Origin of the sequence: Streptomyces sp. NPDC096176 (genome assembly GCF_044763255.1) — a bacterium.
GTDB lineage: Bacteria > Actinomycetota > Actinomycetes > Streptomycetales > Streptomycetaceae > Streptomyces.
This window is the reverse complement of sequence record NZ_JBIWFV010000005.1, coordinates 138,206-157,414: the sequence shown is the minus strand read 5'-3', so window position 1 is coordinate 157,414 and position 19,209 is coordinate 138,206. Positions and strand designations below refer to the sequence as shown.

At 69.7% G+C, this 19,209-nt stretch carries 15 protein-coding genes; 9 read left to right on the top strand and 6 right to left on the bottom strand.

The window, feature by feature from the left end; translation table 11 throughout:
• Positions 1-14: 14 nt before the first annotated feature.
• The 3 genes from ACIQ7Q_RS15450 (at position 15) to ACIQ7Q_RS15440 (ending at position 4,697) form a co-directional block, all read left to right on the top strand.
• Positions 15-1,817, top strand: coding sequence for a PQQ-binding-like beta-propeller repeat protein (locus ACIQ7Q_RS15450; protein WP_403860956.1), 1,803 nt, complete (start codon positions 15-17; stop codon positions 1,815-1,817).
• A gap of 52 nt (positions 1,818-1,869) precedes the next feature.
• Positions 1,870-3,714: a PQQ-binding-like beta-propeller repeat protein gene (locus ACIQ7Q_RS15445; protein WP_403860953.1), complete on the top strand. Its 1,845-nt coding sequence runs from the start codon at positions 1,870-1,872 to the stop codon at positions 3,712-3,714.
• Between the two features lie 290 nt (positions 3,715-4,004).
• Complete coding sequence (locus ACIQ7Q_RS15440; RefSeq protein WP_356637279.1) at positions 4,005-4,697, top strand: LuxR C-terminal-related transcriptional regulator; 693 nt, start codon at positions 4,005-4,007, stop codon at positions 4,695-4,697.
• 8 nt (positions 4,698-4,705) lie between these two features.
• Here the strand turns inward: ACIQ7Q_RS15440 and ACIQ7Q_RS15435 are convergent, their stop codons facing one another.
• A complete protein-coding gene (locus ACIQ7Q_RS15435) occupies positions 4,706-4,978 on the bottom strand; it encodes a hypothetical protein (RefSeq protein WP_403860950.1) in 273 nt (90 codons plus the stop codon).
• Positions 4,979-4,999: 21 nt separating this feature from the next.
• Positions 5,000-6,670, bottom strand: coding sequence for a sodium:solute symporter family protein (locus tag ACIQ7Q_RS15430; RefSeq protein ID WP_403860947.1), 1,671 nt, complete (start codon positions 6,668-6,670; stop codon positions 5,000-5,002).
• A 231-nt stretch (positions 6,671-6,901) separates the two neighbouring features.
• Between ACIQ7Q_RS15430 and galT the strand changes: the two genes are divergently transcribed.
• The 4 genes from galT (at position 6,902) to ACIQ7Q_RS15410 (ending at position 11,116) form a co-directional block, all read left to right on the top strand.
• The gene (galT, locus tag ACIQ7Q_RS15425; protein WP_403860944.1) at positions 6,902-7,942 is read left to right on the top strand and encodes a galactose-1-phosphate uridylyltransferase; all 1,041 of its coding nucleotides are present in this window, start codon (positions 6,902-6,904) and stop codon (positions 7,940-7,942) included.
• Positions 7,942-8,910, top strand: a complete 969-nt coding sequence (gene galE / locus ACIQ7Q_RS15420) for a UDP-glucose 4-epimerase GalE (protein ID WP_403860941.1) — start codon at positions 7,942-7,944, stop codon at positions 8,908-8,910. Before galT ends, galE begins: the two co-directional genes overlap by 1 nt.
• On the top strand, positions 8,907-10,019 hold the full coding sequence (galK, locus tag ACIQ7Q_RS15415; RefSeq protein WP_403860938.1) for a galactokinase: 1,113 nt from the start codon (positions 8,907-8,909) through the stop codon (positions 10,017-10,019). Before galE ends, galK begins: the two co-directional genes overlap by 4 nt.
• Before the next feature lie 305 nt (positions 10,020-10,324).
• Positions 10,325-11,116: a LuxR C-terminal-related transcriptional regulator gene (locus tag ACIQ7Q_RS15410; protein WP_403862124.1), complete on the top strand. Its 792-nt coding sequence runs from the start codon at positions 10,325-10,327 to the stop codon at positions 11,114-11,116.
• Here the strand turns inward: ACIQ7Q_RS15410 and ACIQ7Q_RS15405 are convergent.
• On the bottom strand, positions 11,075-11,572 hold the full coding sequence (locus ACIQ7Q_RS15405) for a MarR family transcriptional regulator (RefSeq protein WP_356637267.1): 498 nt from the start codon (positions 11,570-11,572) through the stop codon (positions 11,075-11,077). The two genes, ACIQ7Q_RS15410 and ACIQ7Q_RS15405, sit on opposite strands and share 42 nt — an antisense overlap.
• A 132-nt stretch (positions 11,573-11,704) precedes the next feature.
• On the opposite strand from ACIQ7Q_RS15405, the gene ACIQ7Q_RS15400 reads away from it, so the two are divergent.
• Positions 11,705-12,526 carry a trans-aconitate 2-methyltransferase gene (locus ACIQ7Q_RS15400; protein ID WP_403860935.1) on the top strand — a complete coding sequence of 274 codons (822 nt, stop codon included), beginning with the start codon at positions 11,705-11,707 and terminating at the stop codon, positions 12,524-12,526.
• Between the two features lie 137 nt (positions 12,527-12,663).
• Here ACIQ7Q_RS15400 and ACIQ7Q_RS15395 read toward each other — a convergent pair whose 3' ends face one another.
• The 3 genes from ACIQ7Q_RS15395 to ACIQ7Q_RS15385 all read right to left on the bottom strand — a co-directional run bounded on the left by ACIQ7Q_RS15395 (position 12,664) and on the right by ACIQ7Q_RS15385 (position 16,243).
• The gene (locus ACIQ7Q_RS15395; protein ID WP_403860932.1) at positions 12,664-14,379 is read right to left on the bottom strand and encodes an FG-GAP repeat domain-containing protein; all 1,716 of its coding nucleotides are present in this window, start codon (positions 14,377-14,379) and stop codon (positions 12,664-12,666) included.
• Positions 14,380-14,537: 158 nt separating this feature from the next.
• Positions 14,538-15,227 carry a TetR family transcriptional regulator gene (locus ACIQ7Q_RS15390; protein ID WP_403860929.1) on the bottom strand — a complete coding sequence of 230 codons (690 nt, stop codon included), beginning with the start codon at positions 15,225-15,227 and terminating at the stop codon, positions 14,538-14,540.
• A complete protein-coding gene (locus ACIQ7Q_RS15385; protein ID WP_403860926.1) occupies positions 15,224-16,243 on the bottom strand; it encodes an acyl-CoA desaturase in 1,020 nt (339 codons plus the stop codon). The genes ACIQ7Q_RS15390 and ACIQ7Q_RS15385 overlap by 4 nt, the downstream gene beginning before the upstream one ends.
• A 214-nt stretch (positions 16,244-16,457) precedes the next feature.
• Here ACIQ7Q_RS15385 and ppc point away from each other — a divergent pair, with 214 nt between their 5' ends.
• Complete coding sequence (gene ppc, locus ACIQ7Q_RS15380; protein WP_403860923.1) at positions 16,458-19,187, top strand: phosphoenolpyruvate carboxylase; 2,730 nt, start codon at positions 16,458-16,460, stop codon at positions 19,185-19,187.
• The last annotated feature ends 22 nt before the right edge of the window (positions 19,188-19,209 follow it).

Genomic DNA, 19,209 nt, shown 5'->3' with positions numbered 1-19,209 from the left:
AGGGGGAGGCGCTGATGACTCAGCCGCCCAGCCAGCAACCGCCGCAGCCGGGCTTCGGAGCCCCGCAGGATCATCAGCAGGGCGCTTCTCAGCAGCCTCAGCCACCCGCGCAGCCGCCGCAGATGCCGCCCGCTCCGCCGCAGGGACCGCCTCAGGGGCAGCCGCCCATGACGCCGCCCGGCTACGGATACCCGCAGGGGGCGCCTCCCGCGCCGCAGCCCGGTTACGGCTACCCCCAGCAGCCCCCCGGCCAGCCGGGTCCGTACAACCAGCCGCCCGGCCCGTACAACCAGCCCGGCCCCTACGGCGGTTACCCGACGCAGCCGCAGTACCCGGGGGCGCCGGCTCCCGGGACCGGCGGTGGCTCGGGGAACTTCTTCAAGGGCAAGCCCGGCATCATCGTCGCCTCGGCCGCCGCAGCGCTGCTCGTCATCGGCGGCGGCACCTGGTTCGCCCTGAGCGGCGACGACAAGGAAGACAAGCCGAGCGTCAGCAAGTCCAGCGACGACCCGAAGCCGACCGGCTCCGCCACCGTCGACCAGGGCGACGGCAGCGGCACCGGCCGTGAGGGCAACGACGACCTCAACGCCGGGCGCAAGGACGGCGAGGCCAAGGTTCTCTTCCTGACGAAGAACGACGTCGACCTGCCGCGCAACGGCGCCGACGTCTTCGGGCCGTGGGTGGCGGGCGACACGGTCGTCAAGGCCATGTACCGCGAGGTCGCCGGTTACTCGGTGGTCGACGGCAAGAAGAAGTGGAGCGTGCCGCTCCCCGCCGAGGTGTGCTCCGCTCCGGCGCAGATCTCCGCCGACAGCAAGATCGTCATCGGTGTCAAGGACGGCCTCACCGACAGGGCCAAGTGCAACGACCTTCAGATGATCGATCTGAAGACCGGCAAGGCCGGCTGGAAGAAGCCGATCCCGAAGGCGTCCGGCGCGTTCAGCTCGCTCTCCGACTTCACGCTCGCCATCAGCGGCGACACGCTGGCGGTCGGCGGCACCGGCAACTCGTACGGCTTCTCGATGACCGACGGGAAGCAGCTCTTCGGCAAGCCGAGCAGCGGCTGCGAGCCGTTCGCGTTCGCCGGCGGACCCAAGCTGCTCGCCGGTGCGAGTTGCCCGACGGACGACTACGACAAGCCCAAGCACCAGCTCCAGGAGATCGACCCGACCAGCGGCAAGCCCAAGTGGACGTACAACACGCCCGAGGGCTGGGAGGTCGACAAGGTCTACTCCGTCAGCCCGTTGGTCATCTCCATCACCCAGCGTGAGCCGGAGAAGAAGTGGTCGATTCTCGCGCTCACGGACAACGGCAAGCTGCGCTCGCAGATCTCGGGCGGCAAGAACGACAAGTTCCAGCCCCGCTGCGGCGGTTCCTTTGTCGTCTTCGGCCAGAACCTCGAGGGCTGCTCCGGCCTCACCGCGGACGCCAACAACTTCTACATGGCCACCGAGACCGAGTACGGCAAGGCCAACGAACTCGTCGCCTTCGACCTGAACAGCGGCAAGGAGAAGTGGCGTGCGCCGGCAGGCGGGGAGCGCAAGATGACCCCGCTGCGCATGGAGAACGGCAACGTCCTCGTCTACATGCAGCCGACGTACAACACGGGTGGCGGTGTCGCCACGGTCGCGCCGACGGGCGGTGCGCCGAAGGTGCTGCTTCAGCACCCCGCCTCGACCGCCGAGGTCGAGAACTCCTTCTACTCCCCGAAGATGGCCTACGCGGACGGGCGGTTCTTCATCGCCAGCGGTCGCGTGAGCGCGCCCAACGACAAGGCGGAGCAGGAGACGAAGACCATGATGGGCTTCGGCCAGTGACCGTCTTCGAAGCCGCAGGATCCCACTTCCGCTCCCCAGAGGTAAGCACGCCATGACGCAGCCGCCGCCACCGCCCAACCAGCCGCCCGGTCCGCCGCCGGGTCAGCCCCCGAACCAGCCGCAGGGCGGCGGATTCGGGCTGTCGAAGGACCAGCCTCCGGCCCAGCCGTCTGCGCCGCCGACCCAGCCGCCGGCCGGTGGGTACGGCACCCCGCCGACTCCGCCGCAGGGTGGAGCCCCGTACGGCTACCCCCAGACGCCGCCGCCCGCGGAGCCGGGCTACGGCTACCCGCAGACGCCGCCGCCCGGCCAGCCGCAGCAGGGCTATCCGCAGCAGGGCGCACCGGGCCGGCAGCCCTACGGCGCGCCCACGCAGCCCATGCACCTGCAGTCCGCAGCACCCGCGGCCGGCGGCAGCGGCAAGCTGCTGAACAAGACTCAGCTGCAGATCGTCATCGCGGCGTGTGTCGCCATCGCGCTGATCATCGGCGGCGGCTTCTGGTACTCCTCCGCCCAGGACGGCGGCAAGAGCGACCAGGCCCAGGGCAGTTCGGACGGCAACGGCGGGGACAAGGGCGGCAAGGGGGACTCGGCCAAGGCCGCGCCCGACGGTCCGGGCAAGGAGAAGGCCCCGGCCGACACCGCCTCCCAGGTCGCCTTCCAGCTGCCGCTGCCCGCACGCCTCGACGTGACCGGCGTGCCGGGCTCCTGGGTCACGGACAAGGCCTTCGTCAAGACGAGCGTCAACTCGATCGTGGCGCACGACGTGGCGAAGGGTTCCGTCCTGTGGACCCTGCCGCTGCCGGGTCAGGTCTGTGCCGCCTCGCGTCACATGACCGACGACAACAAGACGGCGATCGTCTTCGAGGCCAAGAAGCGGGCCAAGGGCGACAAGGGCTACCCGCCGTGCACCGAGGTCGGCGTCGTGGACCTCACCGCCGGCAAGCTGCTGTGGAGCACGTCCGTCACCGGCGACTCCACGGGTGACGAGAACGCGCGTTTCGACCAGGTCACCCTCAGCGGCAACACCGTGGCCGCCGGGTACCTCGGCGGCAGCGCGGCCTTCGACCTGACCAGCGGCGCCGTCCGCTGGAAGCCCACCGTCGACGCCAACGAGTGCCGCGACATCGGCTACGGCGGCGGCGAGGCGCTGGTCGCGGTGCGCCGGTGCGGGTCGTACGACAACCCGTCGGTGACCATCCAGCCGCTCGACCCCGAGAAGGGCACTCCTCTCTCCACGTTCAAGATGCCGGAAGGTGTCGACGACGCGCGGATCGTCTCCACGAACCCGCTGGTCGTCGCCGCCGACGTCGGTGACTCGGGGATGTTCGGCATCTCGGACTTCTTCTCCATCGACGCCAAGACCGGCAAGCTGCTCACCAAGATCGCCATTCCCGGCGACAAGTACCTGGCGAGGTGCTCCGCCAGTGACGGTGTCGAGGGCTGCCAGTTCGTGGTCGTCGGCAACAACCGGCTCTACCTGCCGACGGAGGAGCACGAAGGCACCGGGGAGTCGTACTCGCGGACCAACGAGATCGTCGCCTTCGACCTCGCGACCGGCAAGGCCGTCAGCGGCCGCGCGGACGCCGGCAACGGATACCACGCGCTGCCGCTGCGCATGGACGGCGGCAACGTCATCGCCTACAAGTGGCCTCCGTACGACAAGGGCGGCCAGGTCGTCAGCATCAACGGCGCCACCTTCGAGGAGACCGTTCTGCTGGAGAACCCCTCGGACAAGACGGTGCGGGACGCCGAGACGAGCTTCGTGGAGACCGGCTCCGAGTACCACTTCGCGGGCGGCCGTCTGTTCATCGCGGACGACACCCTGAGCGAGCCCGGCTCCGACAGCGAGAGCTCTTCGAAGTACATGGCCATCTCCTTCGGCCCGAAGGGCTGACCGCCCGCCGTACCGCAGCACACAGAACCGCGGCCCGGTCCATCGCCACAGGTGACGGACCGGGCCGCGGTTCTGTGTGCATCGGGCCGCCGCAGAGCCTGCGCGGCGGATCACGTGCGGCGCAAGCGACCCTGCGGGCAAGTGGCCCTGATTGCCGAGGAATTCGGCATTACGGGCGGCTTCTGCCCGGTTAGGGGCGCGCGATGTCGAACAAGCGTGTAGCTTTCCGGGACCAACGGGGTAGCGGGGGAGGGCCGGGGGCCGGCTCCGGCGCGGGAGGGGGTTGCCCGATGGGCGTACGGCTCATGGTCGTGGACGACCACAGACTGCTCGCCGAGGCGCTGGCCTCTGCCTTGAAGCTGCGCGGCCACCGGGTGCTCGCGGCGGCCGCGCCCGCCGCCGGTGCCGCCGAGCTCGTGATCGCCCGGTCCCCCGAGGTGTGCCTCCTGGGTACGGCAGCCCCGGCGGAGCCGGGCGCGTTCGACCCGATCGTGCGGATCAAGCGGGAGCGGCCGCAGGTGGCGGTGGTGGTGCTGGGGCCCGTGCCCAGTCCCCGCGGGATAGCGGCGGCGTTCGCCGCCGGCGCGTCCGGCTATGTGCGCCACGACGAACGCATAGAGGGAGTGGAGCGCGCGCTGGTGAAGGCGCGAGCGGGGGAGGCGGTGGTGGCGCCGCAACTGCTGCGGGGAGCGTTCGCCGAGCTGCTCAACCCGGCCTCGCAGCCCGACGACGAGGGCCAGCGGCTGCTGCATCTGCTGACCCCGCGCGAGGTCGAGGTGCTGGTGCGGGTCGCGGAGGGCGAGGACACCCGGCTGATCGCGGTCGGGATGGGCATCGCGCCGAGCACGGCCCGTACGCATGTGCAGCGGGTGCTGATGAAACTGGGCGTGGGCTCCCGGTTGGAGGCGGCGGCGCTGGCCGCCCGGACCGGGCTGCTGGACCGGGCGGCGACCGTGTCGCCGCCCGGCACCGTGCAGGAGTAGGGCCAGGGCTACTCGACGGGCGTCGGCGGCGCGGTGGGGCGCAGTGTGAGCCAGACGAGGAAGAACAGGCCGAGGGCGAGCATGCCGAGGCCGGTCCACAGGTTGATGTTGACCCCTTCCGCCTTCTTCAGGTCCGTGTCGGAAGCGAACAGGCCCGCGACGGTGACGATGACGCCGTAGAGCGTGAACAGGCCGCCAATGATGCGCCGGATGTCGAAGAGACGTGCGGCGGTCGCGGACTTGCGCTCCAGCTCGGAGACTTCGCGTTGCAGTTCGGACATGGTTCGGTGCCTCCGATCGGATCAGAAGGAGAAGGGGATGTAGCAGGCTGCGGCGAGGACGATCGCGCCCCAGCCCAGGAGTGCGGGCTTGCGGTACCAGGCGTCGTCTCCCTCGGCGGGCGCCTCCTCAATGCCCGGGGAGGTCGTGCCGTACACCAGGCCGGCGAGCTCCGCCTCGGGCTTGGGCGCGGTGAACTGCGTGACGACGACCATCACCACCGCGCCGGCGACGAAACCGACGATCGCGGAGACGAAGTTGGCGCCCTGCTCGCTCGGGATGTCGATGACGCCCTGCTGGTAGATGACGAAGTAGTTGACCATCGCGGCCGTGGTGCCGGCGAGCAGACCCCAGAAGCCGGACTTCATGGAGGCCCGCTTCCAGAACATGCCGATGATGAAGACCACGAACATCGGCACGTTGAAGAAGGAGAACAGGGTCTGCAGATAGCCCATGATGTTGCTGAAGCTGGAGGCGAGGAACGCGGTGCCGATGGAGCAGAGCACGCCGATCGCCGTGATCAGCCGGCCGAAGCGCAGGTAGTACCGGTCGTCGCGGCCCTTCTTCACGTACCGCGCCCAGATGTCGTATGTGAAGACGGTGTTGAAGGACGAGACGTTGGCCGCCATGCCGGCCATGAAGGCGGCGAGCAGACCCGTCACCGCGATGCCGAGGACGCCGTTGGGCAGCAGTTCCTGCATCAGCAGCGGGATGGCGTCGTTGTAGGTGAGGTCGGACCCGGCGGTGCCGATCTTCGGTACGAGGACGGCGGCGACGAGGCCGGGGATCATCACCAGGAAGACGATGAAGATCTTCGGGAAGGCGGCGATCAGCGGCGTGCGCTGGGCGGCGGAGAGGTTCTTCGCGGACAGGGCCCGCTGTACCTCGGCGAAGTTGGTCGTCCAGTAGCCGAAGGAGAGGACGAAGCCGAGGCCGAGGACGATCGTCAGCCAGTTGGCGCCGAGCGGGTTCGGGTCGCCGATGCCGGTGCCGCCCCAGGCGGTGAGGAAGTTCTCGCCGCGGCTCTGCTCGAGCGACCCGGTCAGTCCGTCCCAGCCGCCGACGCGCCTGAGGCCGAGGACGGTCAGCGGGATGAGCGCGGCGAGGATGACGAAGAACTGCAGGACCTCGTTGTAGATCGCCGAGGACAGGCCGCCGATGGTGATGTACGCGAGGACGAGGAATCCGGCGACGACGATCGACACCCACTGCGGCCAGCCGAGCAGTGCCTCGACGACGATCGACAGGGCGTAGAGGTTGACGCCGGCGATCAGGATCGCGGCGAACGCGAACAGCACCGAGCTCAGCAGATGCGCCGACTTGTCGAACCGCTGGAGCAGGAACTCAGGGACCGAGCGGACCTTGGAGCCGTAGTAGAAGGGCATCATCACGATGCCCAGGAAGACCATGGCGGGGATGGCGCCGATCCAGTACCAGTGGACGACCGCGACGCCGTACTGCGCGCCCGTGGCGGCCATGCCGAGGATCTCGGTCGCGCCGAGGTTGGCGGCGACGAAGGCGAGGCCGGTCACCCATGCGGGCAGCGAGCGGCCGGAAAGGAAGAAGTCGAGGCTGGTCTTCACGCTGGCCCGGGCGGCGAAACCGATGCCCAGGACGACGGCGAAGTAGATCGCCAGGATCGCGTAATCGAGCCCGTTCGTGGGGAGCCGGAGCCCTTCGGCCAGATAGTGCATGAGTACTCGCTTCGTCGCGCGAACTGATCAGACCGGAACCTACGCGTAGATGTTCAGAAACTGAACACATCTGTTGATGTTCTTTGTTTGATTGTGATGCCCGCGACCGGCTACGGTTCCTGTTTGTGTCGTTGTGTCCGTGGAGGCCCGCCTCGGCAGCCCATTGACGGCACCCGTTGGCTCGTGGTTCTTTATGTTTGGTTCTGTTGGATGGGGTGCGGGGAGCTGCGCGTGAAGAAGACATCGACCCGGCTGGCCGACGGCCGTGAGTTGCTCTACTACGACGCGCGGGACGACGCCGTACGCGACGCCGTCGACCACCGGCCCCTCGATGCCATCTCCACCACCTCGGAGATCCGCCGCGACCCGCTGCTCGGCGACTCGGTCGCCATCGCCTCGCACCGCCAGGGCCGCACCTACCACCCGCCCGCCGACGAGTGCCCGCTCTGCCCCTCGCGCGACGGCCGCCTCAGCGAGATCCCGGCCCCCGACTACGACGTCGTCGTCTTCGAGAACCGCTTCCCCTCCCTCGCCGGTGACTCGGGGCGCTGCGAGGTCGTCTGCTTCACCTCAGACCACGACGCCTCCTTCGCCGACCTCACCGAGGAGCAGGCCGGGTTGGTCCTCGAGGCATGGACGGACCGCACCGCGGAACTCGCCGAGGTGCCCGGGGTCGAGCAGGTCTTCTGCTTCGAGAACCGGGGTGCGGAGATCGGCGTCACGCTCGGACATCCGCACGGCCAGATCTACGGCTACCCGTTCGTGACGCCGCGCACCGAGCTGATGCTCCGTTCGCTCGCCGACCACCGCGCTTCGACCGGCGGGAACCTCTTCGACGACGTCGTGGAGCGGGAGCGGGCGGCGGGCGAACGGGTGGTGCTGGAGGGCGAGCAATGGATCGCCTTCGTGCCGTACGCGGCGCACTGGCCGTACGAGGTGCACCTCCACCCCAAGCGGCGCGTGCCGGACCTGCGGACGCTCGACGAGGAGGCGCGCAAAGAGTTCCCACAGATTTATCTGGAACTCTTGAGGCGCTTCGACCGGATCTTCGGCGACGGTGAACCGCCCACGCCCTATATCGCCGCCTGGCACCAGGCGCCGTTCAGGGGTGAGGGGAGGGACGGCTTCGCCCTGCATCTCGAGCTTTTCACCATCCGCCGCACTTCCGGCAAGCTGAAGTTCCTCGCCGGTTCCGAATCCGGTATGAGCGTGTTCATCAACGATGTGCCGCCGGAGGCCGCGGCGATGCGACTGCGAGAGGTAGCGAGCTAGTGAGTAAGAAGTACCTGGTCACAGGCGGTGCGGGATATGTCGGCAGCGTGGTGGCCCAGCATCTCGTGGAGGCCGGTCACCGGGTGACCGTGCTCGACGACCTCTCCACCGGCTTCCGTGAGGCGGTGCCCGCGGGCGCCGAGTTCATCGAGGGTCGCATCCAGGACGCCGCCCGGTGGCTCGACGCCACCTTCGACGGGGTGCTCCACTTCGCGGCCTTCTCGCAGGTCGGCGAATCGGTCGCGAAGCCGGAGAAGTACTGGGCGAACAACGTCGGCGGCACGATGGAGCTGCTGTCCGCCATGCGCCTTGCCGGTGTGCGCAGGCTCGTCTTCTCCTCCACGGCCGCCACTTACGGCGAACCTGTCTCCACCCCCATCACCGAGTCCGACCCGACCGCCCCCACCAGCCCCTACGGTGCCTCCAAGCTGGCCGTGGACCACATGATCACAGGTGAGGCGGCGGCCCACGGGCTCGCGGCGGTGTCCCTGCGCTACTTCAACGTGGCCGGCGCCTACGGCGAGTTCGGCGAACGCCACGACCCCGAGTCGCACCTCATTCCGCTGGTCCTCCAAGTGGCCCTCGGCAGGCGCGAGTCCATCTCCGTGTTCGGCGACGACTACCCCACGCCGGACGGCACCTGCGTCCGCGACTACATCCATGTCGCGGACCTCGCGGAAGCCCACCTCCTCGCCCTGGACGCCGCCACCGCGGGCGAGCACCTGATCTGCAACCTCGGCAACGGCAACGGCTTCTCCGTGCGCGAGGTCGTCGAGACCGTCCGCAAGGTCACCGGCCACCCGGTGCCGGAGGTCGTCGCGGAGCGCCGAGGCGGCGACCCCGCCGTCCTCGTCGCCTCCGCGGCAGCCGCCCAGGAGCGCCTGGGCTGGAAGCCGAGCCGCGCCGACCTGGCCGGCATCGTGTCGGACGCCTGGGCATTCGCCCGCAGGAGGGAGAACGCGTCATGAGCCGCACGGGCGAAGGCGTGTGGGCAGCACCCGGCAGGGTGAATCTGATCGGCGAACACACCGACTACAACGACGGCTTCGCGATGCCCTTCGCGCTGCCGCACACCACGGTGGCGACCGTCTCCCGGCGCGGCGACGGGGTGCTGCGGCTCACCTCCGCGGACGTCGTCGGCGGAGCGGTCGAGGTGCGTGTCGACGACCTCGCGCCCGGTCGCCCCGCCGGCTGGACCGACTATCCGGCAGGCGTCGTCTGGGCGCTCCGCGACGCCGGCCATGCGGTCGGCGGCGCCGACATCCACTTCGAGTCGACCGTGCCCACCGGTGCGGGGCTCTCCTCGTCCGCCGCGATCGAGGTCGTCACCGCCCTCGCTCTGAACGACCTGTACGAACTGGGCCTGGAGCGGTGGCGCATGGCCCGTCTGTGCCAGCGCGCGGAGAACGTCTACGTGGGCGTCCCGACCGGGATCATGGATCAGACGGCCTCCGCCTGCTGCACCGAGGGCCACGCCCTGCATCTGGACACCCGGGACCTCTCCCAGCGTCAGGTCCCCTTCGACCTGGCCGCCCACGGCCTCGAACTCCTCGTCGTGGACACCCGCGTCAAGCACGCCCACAGTGACGGCGAGTACGGCAAGCGGCGCGCCGGCTGCGAGGCGGGCGCCGCGGCGCTCGGCGTGGAGGCGCTGCGGGACGTGCCCTACGACGGGCTGGAGCGGGCTCTCGGCCGCATCGACGACCGCGAGGTCCGTGCGCTGGTCCGGCACATCGTCTCCGAGAACCACCGGGTGGAGCGGGTCATCGCCCACCTGGAGGCGGGCGAGGTCCGCGCGATCGGCCCGGTGCTCACCGAGGGGCACGTCTCCCTGCGCGACGACTTCAGGATCTCGTGCCGGGAGCTGGACCTGGTCGTGGAGACGGCGCTGGAGGGCGGTGCGCTCGGGGCGCGGATGACGGGCGGCGGTTTCGGCGGCTCGGCGATCGTGCTGACGGAGACCTCGGCGACCCCGACGGTGGCGAAGTCGGTCCTGGAGGCCTTCGAGGCGTCCTCGCTCGAGCAGCCGCGCGTCTTCACGGCAACGCCGTCGGCGGGCGCGAAGCGCCTGTCCTGAGCGCGGCCCCACGGGTGGGTCGCACGACCTTTCCTGTCGACTTCTGTCTCGATTCGGAACACGCGTCACACCCTGAACACCGGCGTCGATCAGTTCTGCAAATCGCCTTCCGCCACCGCACGGCGTCCGTACTCTGAAGCACAGCACCGGTGGGGGCCGGTGTTGATCAGGGGGCGAAACAGCCGGGTACGGCACCCGGGGCGGGGGTATCAGTCACAGCACGGCGGCGGCCGGGCGATGAGCTGCACCACCGTCCCTCGGGCGCCGTACCCGTGCCGGTTCCTCCTCCGACACTGGGGGTGTTTGTGGTTCGTATCCGGGTCCTGGTGGTGGACGACCACCGAATCTTCGCCGAGTCGCTCGCCGCGGCCCTCGCCGCCGAGCCCGACGTCGAAGTGGCCGCTGCCGGCAGCGGCCCCGCCGCGCTGCGCTGTCTGGAGCGGGCCGCGGCCGAGGGCCGCAGGTTCGACGTGATGCTCGTCGACGCGGATCTGGGTGTCGCCTCCGCCGTTCCCCCGGCCCGGGGCATGGCGGTCGCCCGTTCTGTGCCCGAGGGCGGCGAGGAGGGCCTGGTCGACGGGATCTCCCTGGTGGCGGCCGTCCGTTCGCATCAGCCGGCCGTGCGCTCCGTCGTGCTCGCCCAGAAGGACGACGTCCGCCGGGCCGCCCTGGCACTGCAGGCCGGCGCCTCGGGCTGGGTCGCCAAGGACTGCTCGCTGCAGCGGCTGCTCGCGGTGATCCGCGGCGTGCTGCGCGACGAGACCCACCTGGCGCCGGCACTGCTCACCGGCGTGCTGCGGGAGATGACCGCGGCACGCAAGCACCGCACGGACAGCGAGCGGCTGGTGGAGTCGCTGACCCCGCGCGAGCAGGAGGTACTGCGCTGCATGGTCGCGGGCCTGGGGCGCAAAGCCGTCGCCGAGCGCCTCTTCCTGTCCCCGCACACCGTCCGGACACATATGCAGAACGTGCTGGGCAAGCTGGGCGTCCACTCCACCCTCGCCGCGGTGGCACTCGCCCGCCGGGCGGGTGTGGGGCCGGCCGATCTGGGTGAGCTAGCCGGGGACGTTGTCGAACGGGGCGGTCAACTGGCGTAGCAGCCCGGCCAGTTCCGCGCGCTGGGCGCGGGACAGCTGGGAGAGGATCGCGCGCTCCTGGGCGAGCAACCCGGCCAGCGCCTGGTCGGCCCGGTCCCGTCCTTCCGGAGTCAGCCGCACCAGCACCCCGCGTCGGTCGCTGGGGTCGGGCAGCCGCTCGACCAGGTTCTTCTTGGCGAGCCGGTCGATGCGGTTGGTCATCGTGCCCGAGGTGACGAGGGTCTGGGTGAGCAGCTGGCCGGGGGAAAGCTGGTACGGCGCGCCCGCGCGGCGCAGCGAGGTGAGCACGTCGAACTCCCACGGCTCGAGCTGATGCTCGGCGAAAGCGAGGCGGCGGGCACGGTCGAGATGGCGGGCGAGCCTGGAGACGCGGCTGAGCACCTCGAGCGGTTCCACGTCGAGGTCCGGGCGCTCTCGGCGCCATGCTGCGACCAGTCGATCGACCTCGTCCTCCATGTCGATCAGTGTAGAGGGTCTGTCGACATGAAGTCTCTTGACGTCAAGATATATTCGGCTTGACTATTGGGCATGGTCGGGCCGGAGCCCTGTTCCGTTTCGGCACTCCGTTCCTGCGAGGGGGACTCGAACATGTATTCCGCGCCCACATGGGACCCACAGCAATACCTGCGCCATGCCGGGCACCGCGCCCGTCCTTTTCTGGACATGCTCGCCCGCATACCCACCCTGCCGTCGGGCCGGAGTCCTGCCCGCATCGCCGACCTCGGCTGCGGGCCCGGCAATGTGACAGTGCTGCTCGCCGACCGCTGGCCCGATGCCCACATCACCGGTTTCGATCTCTCGCCCGAGATGCTCGCCCAGGCCGAGAAGGACCACGCGGGCACCACGGCGGGCGGCGGCTGGCTGGACTTCCGCCCCGCGGACGCGGCGCACTGGAACCCGGAGGAGCCGTACGACCTGATCGTTTCCAACGCCGCCCTGCAGTGGGTGCCGAACCACCCCGAGTCCTTCGCGGGCTGGATCGACGGCCTCGCGCCCGGAGGAACGTTTGCCTTCCAGGTCCCCGGCAACTTCACCGCACCCAGCCACGCCATCCTCGGCGAGCTCTGCGACACCCCGCAGTGGCGGGCCCGCCTCGGTGACCACGGCCGGCGCTACGTCCACATCCTCGAGCCCGCCGACTACCTCACCCGGCTCGCCGACCTCGGCTGCGACGCCGACTCCTGGGAGACCACGTACTTCCAGCTCCTGGGCGGCGAGGACCCGGTACTGGACTGGGTGAAGGGCACCGCGCTGCGGCCCGTGCTCACGGAGCTCGCCGACGACCCGGACGCTCAGGCCGAGTTCCTCGGACAGTACCGGGACCTGCTCCGCAAGGCGTATCCGCCCGGTCCCCACGGCACGGTGTTCCCGTTCCGCCGGATCTTCGCCGTCGCTCGCAAGCTGTCCTGAGCGCCAGGGTGCCCTGAAGCGGAAGGGCGCCCCGCACGCGGTTCTCACCGTGCGGGGCGCCCTTCGTCACTCGTCACAGGTCGGCCCGACCGCAACCGATCGGGCCGACCGCAACCGATCGGCCCGACCGCAACGGATCAGTACAGACCGTTGTAGGTGTTCCAGCCCGTGCCGATCTTGACCTTGGCGTTGAACCCGCCCTTGCCGTTGGCGTCGTAGCGGTACAGCACACCGTCGCCGGCGCGGACGAGCAGGTCGCCGCGGCCGTCGCCGTTGAGGTCGCCCGGCGACACGAACCTGTTGTACTGGTTCCAGCCGCTGCCGATCAGCTTCTTCGCCTTGAAGGGCGCGGAGGCGACGCCGGTACCCGCGTACAGGTACAGGTTGCCGTCCTTGGCCCGGGCGAGGATGTCGGAGCGGCCGTCGCCGTCGATGTCACCGGCACCGGTGAGGGCGCTGAACTGCCCCCAGCCGCTGCCGACCTTCTGCCGGGTGGCGAACGAGGAGCCGTTGCCGTTGCCGCGGTACAGCCACAGCACGCCGGCGCTGTCCCGGGCGAGCAGGTCGCCCTTGCCGTCGCCGGACAGGTCACCGGGGCCGACCAGGGTGCTGTAGATGCCCCAGCCGCTGCCGATGATGCCGTCGCCGGCGTAGTCGTTGTAGTTGAACAGCGTGCCCTCGAAGACCTCGAGGAGGTCGGCGAAGCCGTCGTCGTCGAAGGAGGACGTCAGCGCCAGCTTGGCGGAGCCCCAGCCGTCGTTGATCCGCGACCGCGGGCTGAGTGTGCCGTTGTTCTGCACGCCGTAGCCGTACAGGACGCCGCTCTTGTCGACGCCGAGCACCTCGCTCTTGCCCCACGCCGGGATGTTGCCGGCGCCGTTGAACTGGGAGACGTAGTTCCAGCCCGAACCGCCCTGCTCCTTCGGCTTGAAGGCGCCCGTGCCGGTGGACTCGTACAGGTACAGGACGCCGGAGGTGCTGCGGGCGACCAGGTCGCCGAGGCCGTCGCCGCTGAGGTCGTCCCAGCTGAAGAGCTGGTTGAACTGGCCCCAGCCGCTGCCGACCTTGACCCGGGACTTGAAGGGACGGCTCGGCTCGCCGGTGCCGGAGTAGAAGTGCAGGTCCCCGGCTGTGTCACGGGCGAACAGGTCCGCGATCGCGTCGCCGTTCACGTCGTTGACGCCGACGAGCTGGTCGAACTGCCCCCAGCCGGAGCCGACCTTCACCTTGGCCGCGAACGGCTCGGCGGCCGTGCCGCCCTTGCTGCGGTAGAGGTACAGGTCGCCGGCGGGGGTGCGGGCGAGCACGTCGCCCACGCCGTCGCCGGTCAGGTCGCCGGGCGAGAACACCTTGTTGAACTGCTGCCAGCCCGTGCCGGACCACACCAGGTCCGCGCCGAACTCGCCGCTGCTGTACGACGAGAGCCTGCCGGTCGCGGAGATCGTGAAGTGCGTGGGACGGTCCGGGTTCGCCGTGTCCAGACCGGCGATGGAGAACGCGTCCTTGTACATCTCGGTGCTGGTGCCGAGCGGGTACGCGTAGGTCTCCGCGCTGTTGGTCGGAGACACGTAGTAATGACCGTCCCAGGCGCGGTGCAGCAGATCGCTGGCCCCGTCGCCGTCGACGTCACTGCGCGGACGGGCGACGGCGATCGCCGCGCCGAAGGACGGGTCCGCCTGCTCGGCGGCCCGCTTGTCGCCCGAGCGGAGGTGCGGAAGCGACGGCTTCTGCAGGTCCTCCACGCTCGGGACGGCGCGCTTGACCGGTGCGTGCGGCGCCGGAGTGTCATCCGCCTGAGCCGGCACGGCCGCGATCAGCATGCCCGCCGACACGGCCAGAGCGGTGCAAGTCACGACACGCGGTCTGCGACGAGCGACCGCAGGACGACCGGAATCCACTGAAGTCAAAGCCCCCCCTGGGGAAAAGTTGTGAGTTCAACCTCGTGAGAAGAACGAGGGAAAGCACAGACCTAGACCATCAGGAGGGGCCAATGGATGTACGGGAATCGCACTCAGTTCTTGCGGTGTCCTATGAGCCGCGGCTTCTGCTCCAGGCGGTCGAGCCCGTGCCAGGCCAGATTCACCAGATGGGCCGCGACTTCCGCCTTCTTGGGGCGGCGCGTCTCCAGCCACCACTGGCCCGTCAGAGCCACCATGCCGACCAGCGCCTGCGCGTACAGCGGGGCGAGCTTGGGGTCGAAGCCGCGGTTCTTGAACTCCATCCCGAGGATGTCCTCGACCTGCGTGGCGATGTCGCTGATCAGAGATGCGAACGTGCCCGTCGACTGGGCCACCGGCGAGTCGCGCACCAGGATGCGGAAACCGTCCGTGTACGCCTCGATGTAGTCCAGCAGCGCGAAGGCCGCCTGCTCCAGCAGCTCACGCGGATGCCCCGCGGTCAGCGCCCCCGTCACCATGTCGAGCAGCTGGCGCATCTCACGGTCAACGACGACCGCGTACAGCCCCTCCTTGCCGCCGAAGTGCTCGTACACCACCGGCTTGGAGACCCCCGCCTTGGCCGCGATCTCCTCCACGGAGGTGCCCTCGAAGCCCTTCTCCGCGAAGAGGGCGCGACCGATGTCCAACAACTGCTCCCGGCGCTCGGCGCCGGTCATGCGCACGCGTCGGGCGCGCCTGCTGCCCGACGCCCTGGTCTTGTCCGAGCTGCCGATACTTCCGTCACTGGCCACGACGTCAATCATGCCGCGTTTGCGGGGTCGCCCTTGCGGCGGGTTTCATCACCGGCTTCGGCAGCGGCTTCGGCACGACGGGCCTCGATGCGGGACTTCTGCGGCCATCGCACGTCGTAGGCCCATCCCAACTGCTCGAACCAGCGGATCAGCCGGGCACTGGAGTCGAGCTGCCCGCGCAGCACACCGTGCCGGGCGCTCGTCGGGTCGGCGTGGTGCAGGTTGTGCCAGGACTCGCCGCACGACAGCACCGCCAGCCACCACACGTTCCCCGAGCGGTCACGCGACTTGAACGGGCGCTTGCCCACCGCGTGGCAGATGGAGTTGATCGACCAGGTCACATGGTGCAGCAGCGCCACGCGGACCAGGGAACCCCAGAAGAAGGCGGTGAACGCGCCCCACCACGACATCGTCACCAGACCGCCGACCAACGGGGGGATCGCCAGTGACAGGATCGTCCAGTAGATGAAGTCCCGGGAGATCCGGCGAAGCGCCGGGTCCTTGATCAGATCCGGTGCGTACTTGTGCTGCGGGGTCTGCTCCTCGTCGAACATCCAGCCGATGTGAGCCCACCACAGCCCCTTCATCAGCGCGGGCACACTCTCGCCGAACCGCCACGGCGAGTGCGGGTCCCCCTCCGCGTCGGAGAACTTGTGGTGCTTGCGGTGGTCGGCCACCCAGCGCACCAGCGGGCCCTCGACCGCGAGCGACCCCATGATCGCCAACGCGATGCGCAGAGGCCGCTTCGCCTTGAAGGAACCATGGGTGAAGTAGCGGTGAAAACCGATCGTGATCCCGTGGCAGCCGATGTAGTACATCGCCACCAGCAGACCCAGATCGAGCCAGCTCACTCCCCATCCCCAGGCCAGCGGCACGGCCGCCAGCAGGGCCAGGAACGGCACCGTGATGAAGAGCAGCAGGGTGATCTGCTCGATCGACCGCTTGCTGTCGCCGCCGCGGGTGGCGAAGGGCAGCTCGGACTCGGGTGACTTCGGGACTTCGTCCAGCAGGTCCGGACTTGTGGTCATGAGGGTTCCCTGGGGGTGGGGAGAGGGGACGAGTGCCTGGCTACGGTGCCGTAACCTACGGCGACGTAAGTATGGCAGTGCCCGGCGGCGCGGCAAGAGACCTGGGGACAACGCCGCGGAAACGGACACCTATCCTGGGTCACGTCGGACAGCGCGGTCCGCAAGCCTCCAGTACCCCTCCAGACGTGCTCAAACACTGCAAGGAGCCGCACCTGTGAGCAGTGCCGACCAGACACCCACCGCCAGCGCAGAACTGCGTGCCGACATCCGCCGACTGGGCGATCTTCTGGGCGAGACCCTCGTCCGGCAGGAGGGGCCGGAACTCCTCGACCTCGTCGAGCGGGTCCGAGCCCTGACACGCACCGACGGTGAGGCCGCCGCCGAGTTGCTCGGCGACACCGACCTCGAGACCGCTGCCAAGCTGGTACGCGCCTTCTCCACCTACTTCCACCTCGCCAACGTCACCGAGCAGGTGCACCGGGGCCACGAGATGCGCGAGAAGCGTGCCGCGGAGGGCGGCCTGCTCTCCCGGACCGCGGACCGGCTGAAGGACGCGGACCCGCAGCACCTGCGCGAGACCGTGAAGAACCTGAACGTACGGCCCGTCTTCACCGCCCACCCGACCGAGGCCGCCCGGCGCTCGGTGCTCAACAAGCTCCGCCGCATCGCCGAGCTGCTGGAGAGCCCGGTCATCGAGGCCGACCGGCGCCGCCACGACCTGCGGCTCGCCGAGCACATCGACCTCATCTGGCAGACCGACGAGCTGCGGGTCGTCCGCCCCGAGCCCGCCGACGAGGCCCGCAACGCGATCTACTACCTCGACGAGCTGCACGCCGGCGCCGTGGGCGACGTCCTCGAGGACCTCGCCGCCGAACTGGAACGCGTCGGCGTCGAGCTGCCCCCGGGCACCCGGCCGCTCACCTTCGGCACCTGGATCGGCGGCGACCGCGACGGCAACCCGAACGTCACCCCCGCCGTCACCTGGGACGTCCTGATCCTCCAGCACGAGCACGGGATCACCGACGCCATCGAGGTCATCGACTACCTCCGCGGGCTGCTGTCGAACTCCATCCGCTACGCCGGGGCCACCGACGAGCTGCTCACCTCCCTGCAGACCGACCTCGAACGGCTGCCCGAGATCAGCCCCCGCTACAAGCGGCTCAACGCGGAGGAGCCCTACCGGCTCAAGGCGACCTGCATCCGCCAGAAGCTCGTCAACACCCGCGAGCGCCTCGCGAAGGGCACCCCCCACGAGGACGGCCGCGACTACCTCGGCACCGCCGAGCTGATCGCCGACCTCACCCTGGTCCAGACTTCGTTGCGCGCGCACCGCGGCCGCCTCTTCGCCGACGGCCGCATGGACCGGGTCATCCGCACCCTGTCCGCCTTCGGCCTCCAGCTCGCCACCATGGACGTACGCGAGCACGCCGACGCGCACCACCACGCCCTCGGGCAGCTCTTCGACCGGCTCGGCGAGGAGTCCTGGCGGTACGCGGACATGCCGCGCGACTACCGGCAGAAGCTCCTCGCCAAGGAACTGCGCTCCCGCCGGCCCCTCGCCCCGACCCCGGCTCCGCTGGACGCCGCGGGCGAGAAGACCCTCGGCGTCTTCCACACCGTCAAGGAAGCCTTCGAACGGTTCGGTCCCGAGGTCATCGAGTCGTACATCATCTCGATGTGCCAGGGCGCCGACGACGTCTTCGCCGCCGCCGTCCTCGCCCGCGAGGCCGGGCTGATCGACCTGCACGCCGGCTGGGCCAAGATCGGCATCGTGCCGTTGCTGGAGACCACCGACGAGCTCAAGGCCGCCGACGTCATCCTCGAGGGCATGCTCGCCGACCCCTCCTACCGCCGTCTCGTCTCGCTGCGCGGCGACGTCCAAGAGGTCATGCTCGGCTACTCGGACTCCTCGAAGTTCGGTGGCATCACCACCTCCCAGTGGGAGATCCACCGCGCCCAGCGCAGGCTGCGCGACGTCGCGCACCGCCACGGCGTACGGCTGCGGCTCTTCCACGGCCGCGGCGGCACCGTCGGGCGCGGCGGCGGCCCCTCCCACGACGCGATCCTCGCCCAGCCCTGGGGCACCCTCGAGGGCGAGATCAAGGTGACCGAGCAGGGCGAGGTCATCTCCGACAAGTACCTGATCCCGTCCCTGGCCAGGGAGAACCTTGAGCTGACGGTCGCCGCCACGCTCCAGGCCTCCGCCCTGCACACCGCGCCCCGCCAGTCCGACGAGGCGCTCGCGCGCTGGGACGCCGCCATGGACACCGTCTCCGACGCCGCTCACGCCGCGTACCGCAGGCTCGTCGAGGACCCGGACCTGCCCGCGTACTTCTTCGCCGCCACCCCCGTCGACCAGCTCGCCGAGCTGCACCTCGGCTCACGGCCCTCGCGCCGCCCCGACTCGGGCGCGGGCCTGGACGGTCTGCGGGCCATTCCGTGGGTGTTCGGCTGGACGCAGTCGCGGCAGATCGTCCCCGGCTGGTTCGGTGTCGGGTCGGGCCTCAAGGCCCTGCGCGAGGCCGGTCTCGACACGGTTCTCGCGGAGATGCACGAGCAGTGGCACTTCTTCCGCAACTTCATCGCCAACGTCGAGATGACGCTGGCGAAGACCGACCTGCGGATCGCCCGCCACTACGTCGACACGCTGGTGCCCGACCACCTCAAGCATGTCTTCGAGGACATCGAGGCGGAGCACGCGCTCACCGTCAGCGAGGTGCTGAAGGTGACCGGCAACGACGAACTGCTCGGCTCCAACCCGGTGCTCCAGCAGACGTTCTCCATCCGCGACGCCTACCTGGACCCCATCTCCTACCTCCAGGTCGCGCTCCTCAAGCGCCAGCGCGACGCGGCCGAACGCGGTGAGGAGGCGGACCCGCTGCTGGCCCGCGCCCTGCTGCTGACCGTCAACGGCGTCGCGGCCGGTCTGCGCAACACCGGCTGACGCACGACGTCCGGTCAGCGCA

Excerpts from the sequence above, each read along its gene's own strand:
- ACIQ7Q_RS15450 (WP_403860956.1), top strand. The coding sequence starts at position 15 with ATGACTCAGCCGCCCAGCCAGCAACCGCCGCAGCCGGGCTTCGGAGCC.
- ACIQ7Q_RS15445 (WP_403860953.1), top strand. The coding sequence starts at position 1,870 with ATGACGCAGCCGCCGCCACCGCCCAACCAGCCGCCCGGTCCGCCGCCG.
- ACIQ7Q_RS15440 (WP_356637279.1), top strand. The coding sequence starts at position 4,005 with ATGGGCGTACGGCTCATGGTCGTGGACGACCACAGACTGCTCGCCGAG.
- ACIQ7Q_RS15435 (WP_403860950.1), bottom strand. The coding sequence starts at position 4,978 with ATGTCCGAACTGCAACGCGAAGTCTCCGAGCTGGAGCGCAAGTCCGCG.
- ACIQ7Q_RS15430 (WP_403860947.1), bottom strand. The coding sequence starts at position 6,670 with ATGCACTATCTGGCCGAAGGGCTCCGGCTCCCCACGAACGGGCTCGAT.
- galK (WP_403860938.1), top strand. The coding sequence starts at position 8,907 with ATGAGCCGCACGGGCGAAGGCGTGTGGGCAGCACCCGGCAGGGTGAAT.
- ACIQ7Q_RS15405 (WP_356637267.1), bottom strand. The coding sequence starts at position 11,572 with ATGGAGGACGAGGTCGATCGACTGGTCGCAGCATGGCGCCGAGAGCGC.
- ACIQ7Q_RS15400 (WP_403860935.1), top strand. The coding sequence starts at position 11,705 with ATGTATTCCGCGCCCACATGGGACCCACAGCAATACCTGCGCCATGCC.
- ACIQ7Q_RS15390 (WP_403860929.1), bottom strand. The coding sequence starts at position 15,227 with ATGATTGACGTCGTGGCCAGTGACGGAAGTATCGGCAGCTCGGACAAG.
- ACIQ7Q_RS15385 (WP_403860926.1), bottom strand. The coding sequence starts at position 16,243 with ATGACCACAAGTCCGGACCTGCTGGACGAAGTCCCGAAGTCACCCGAG.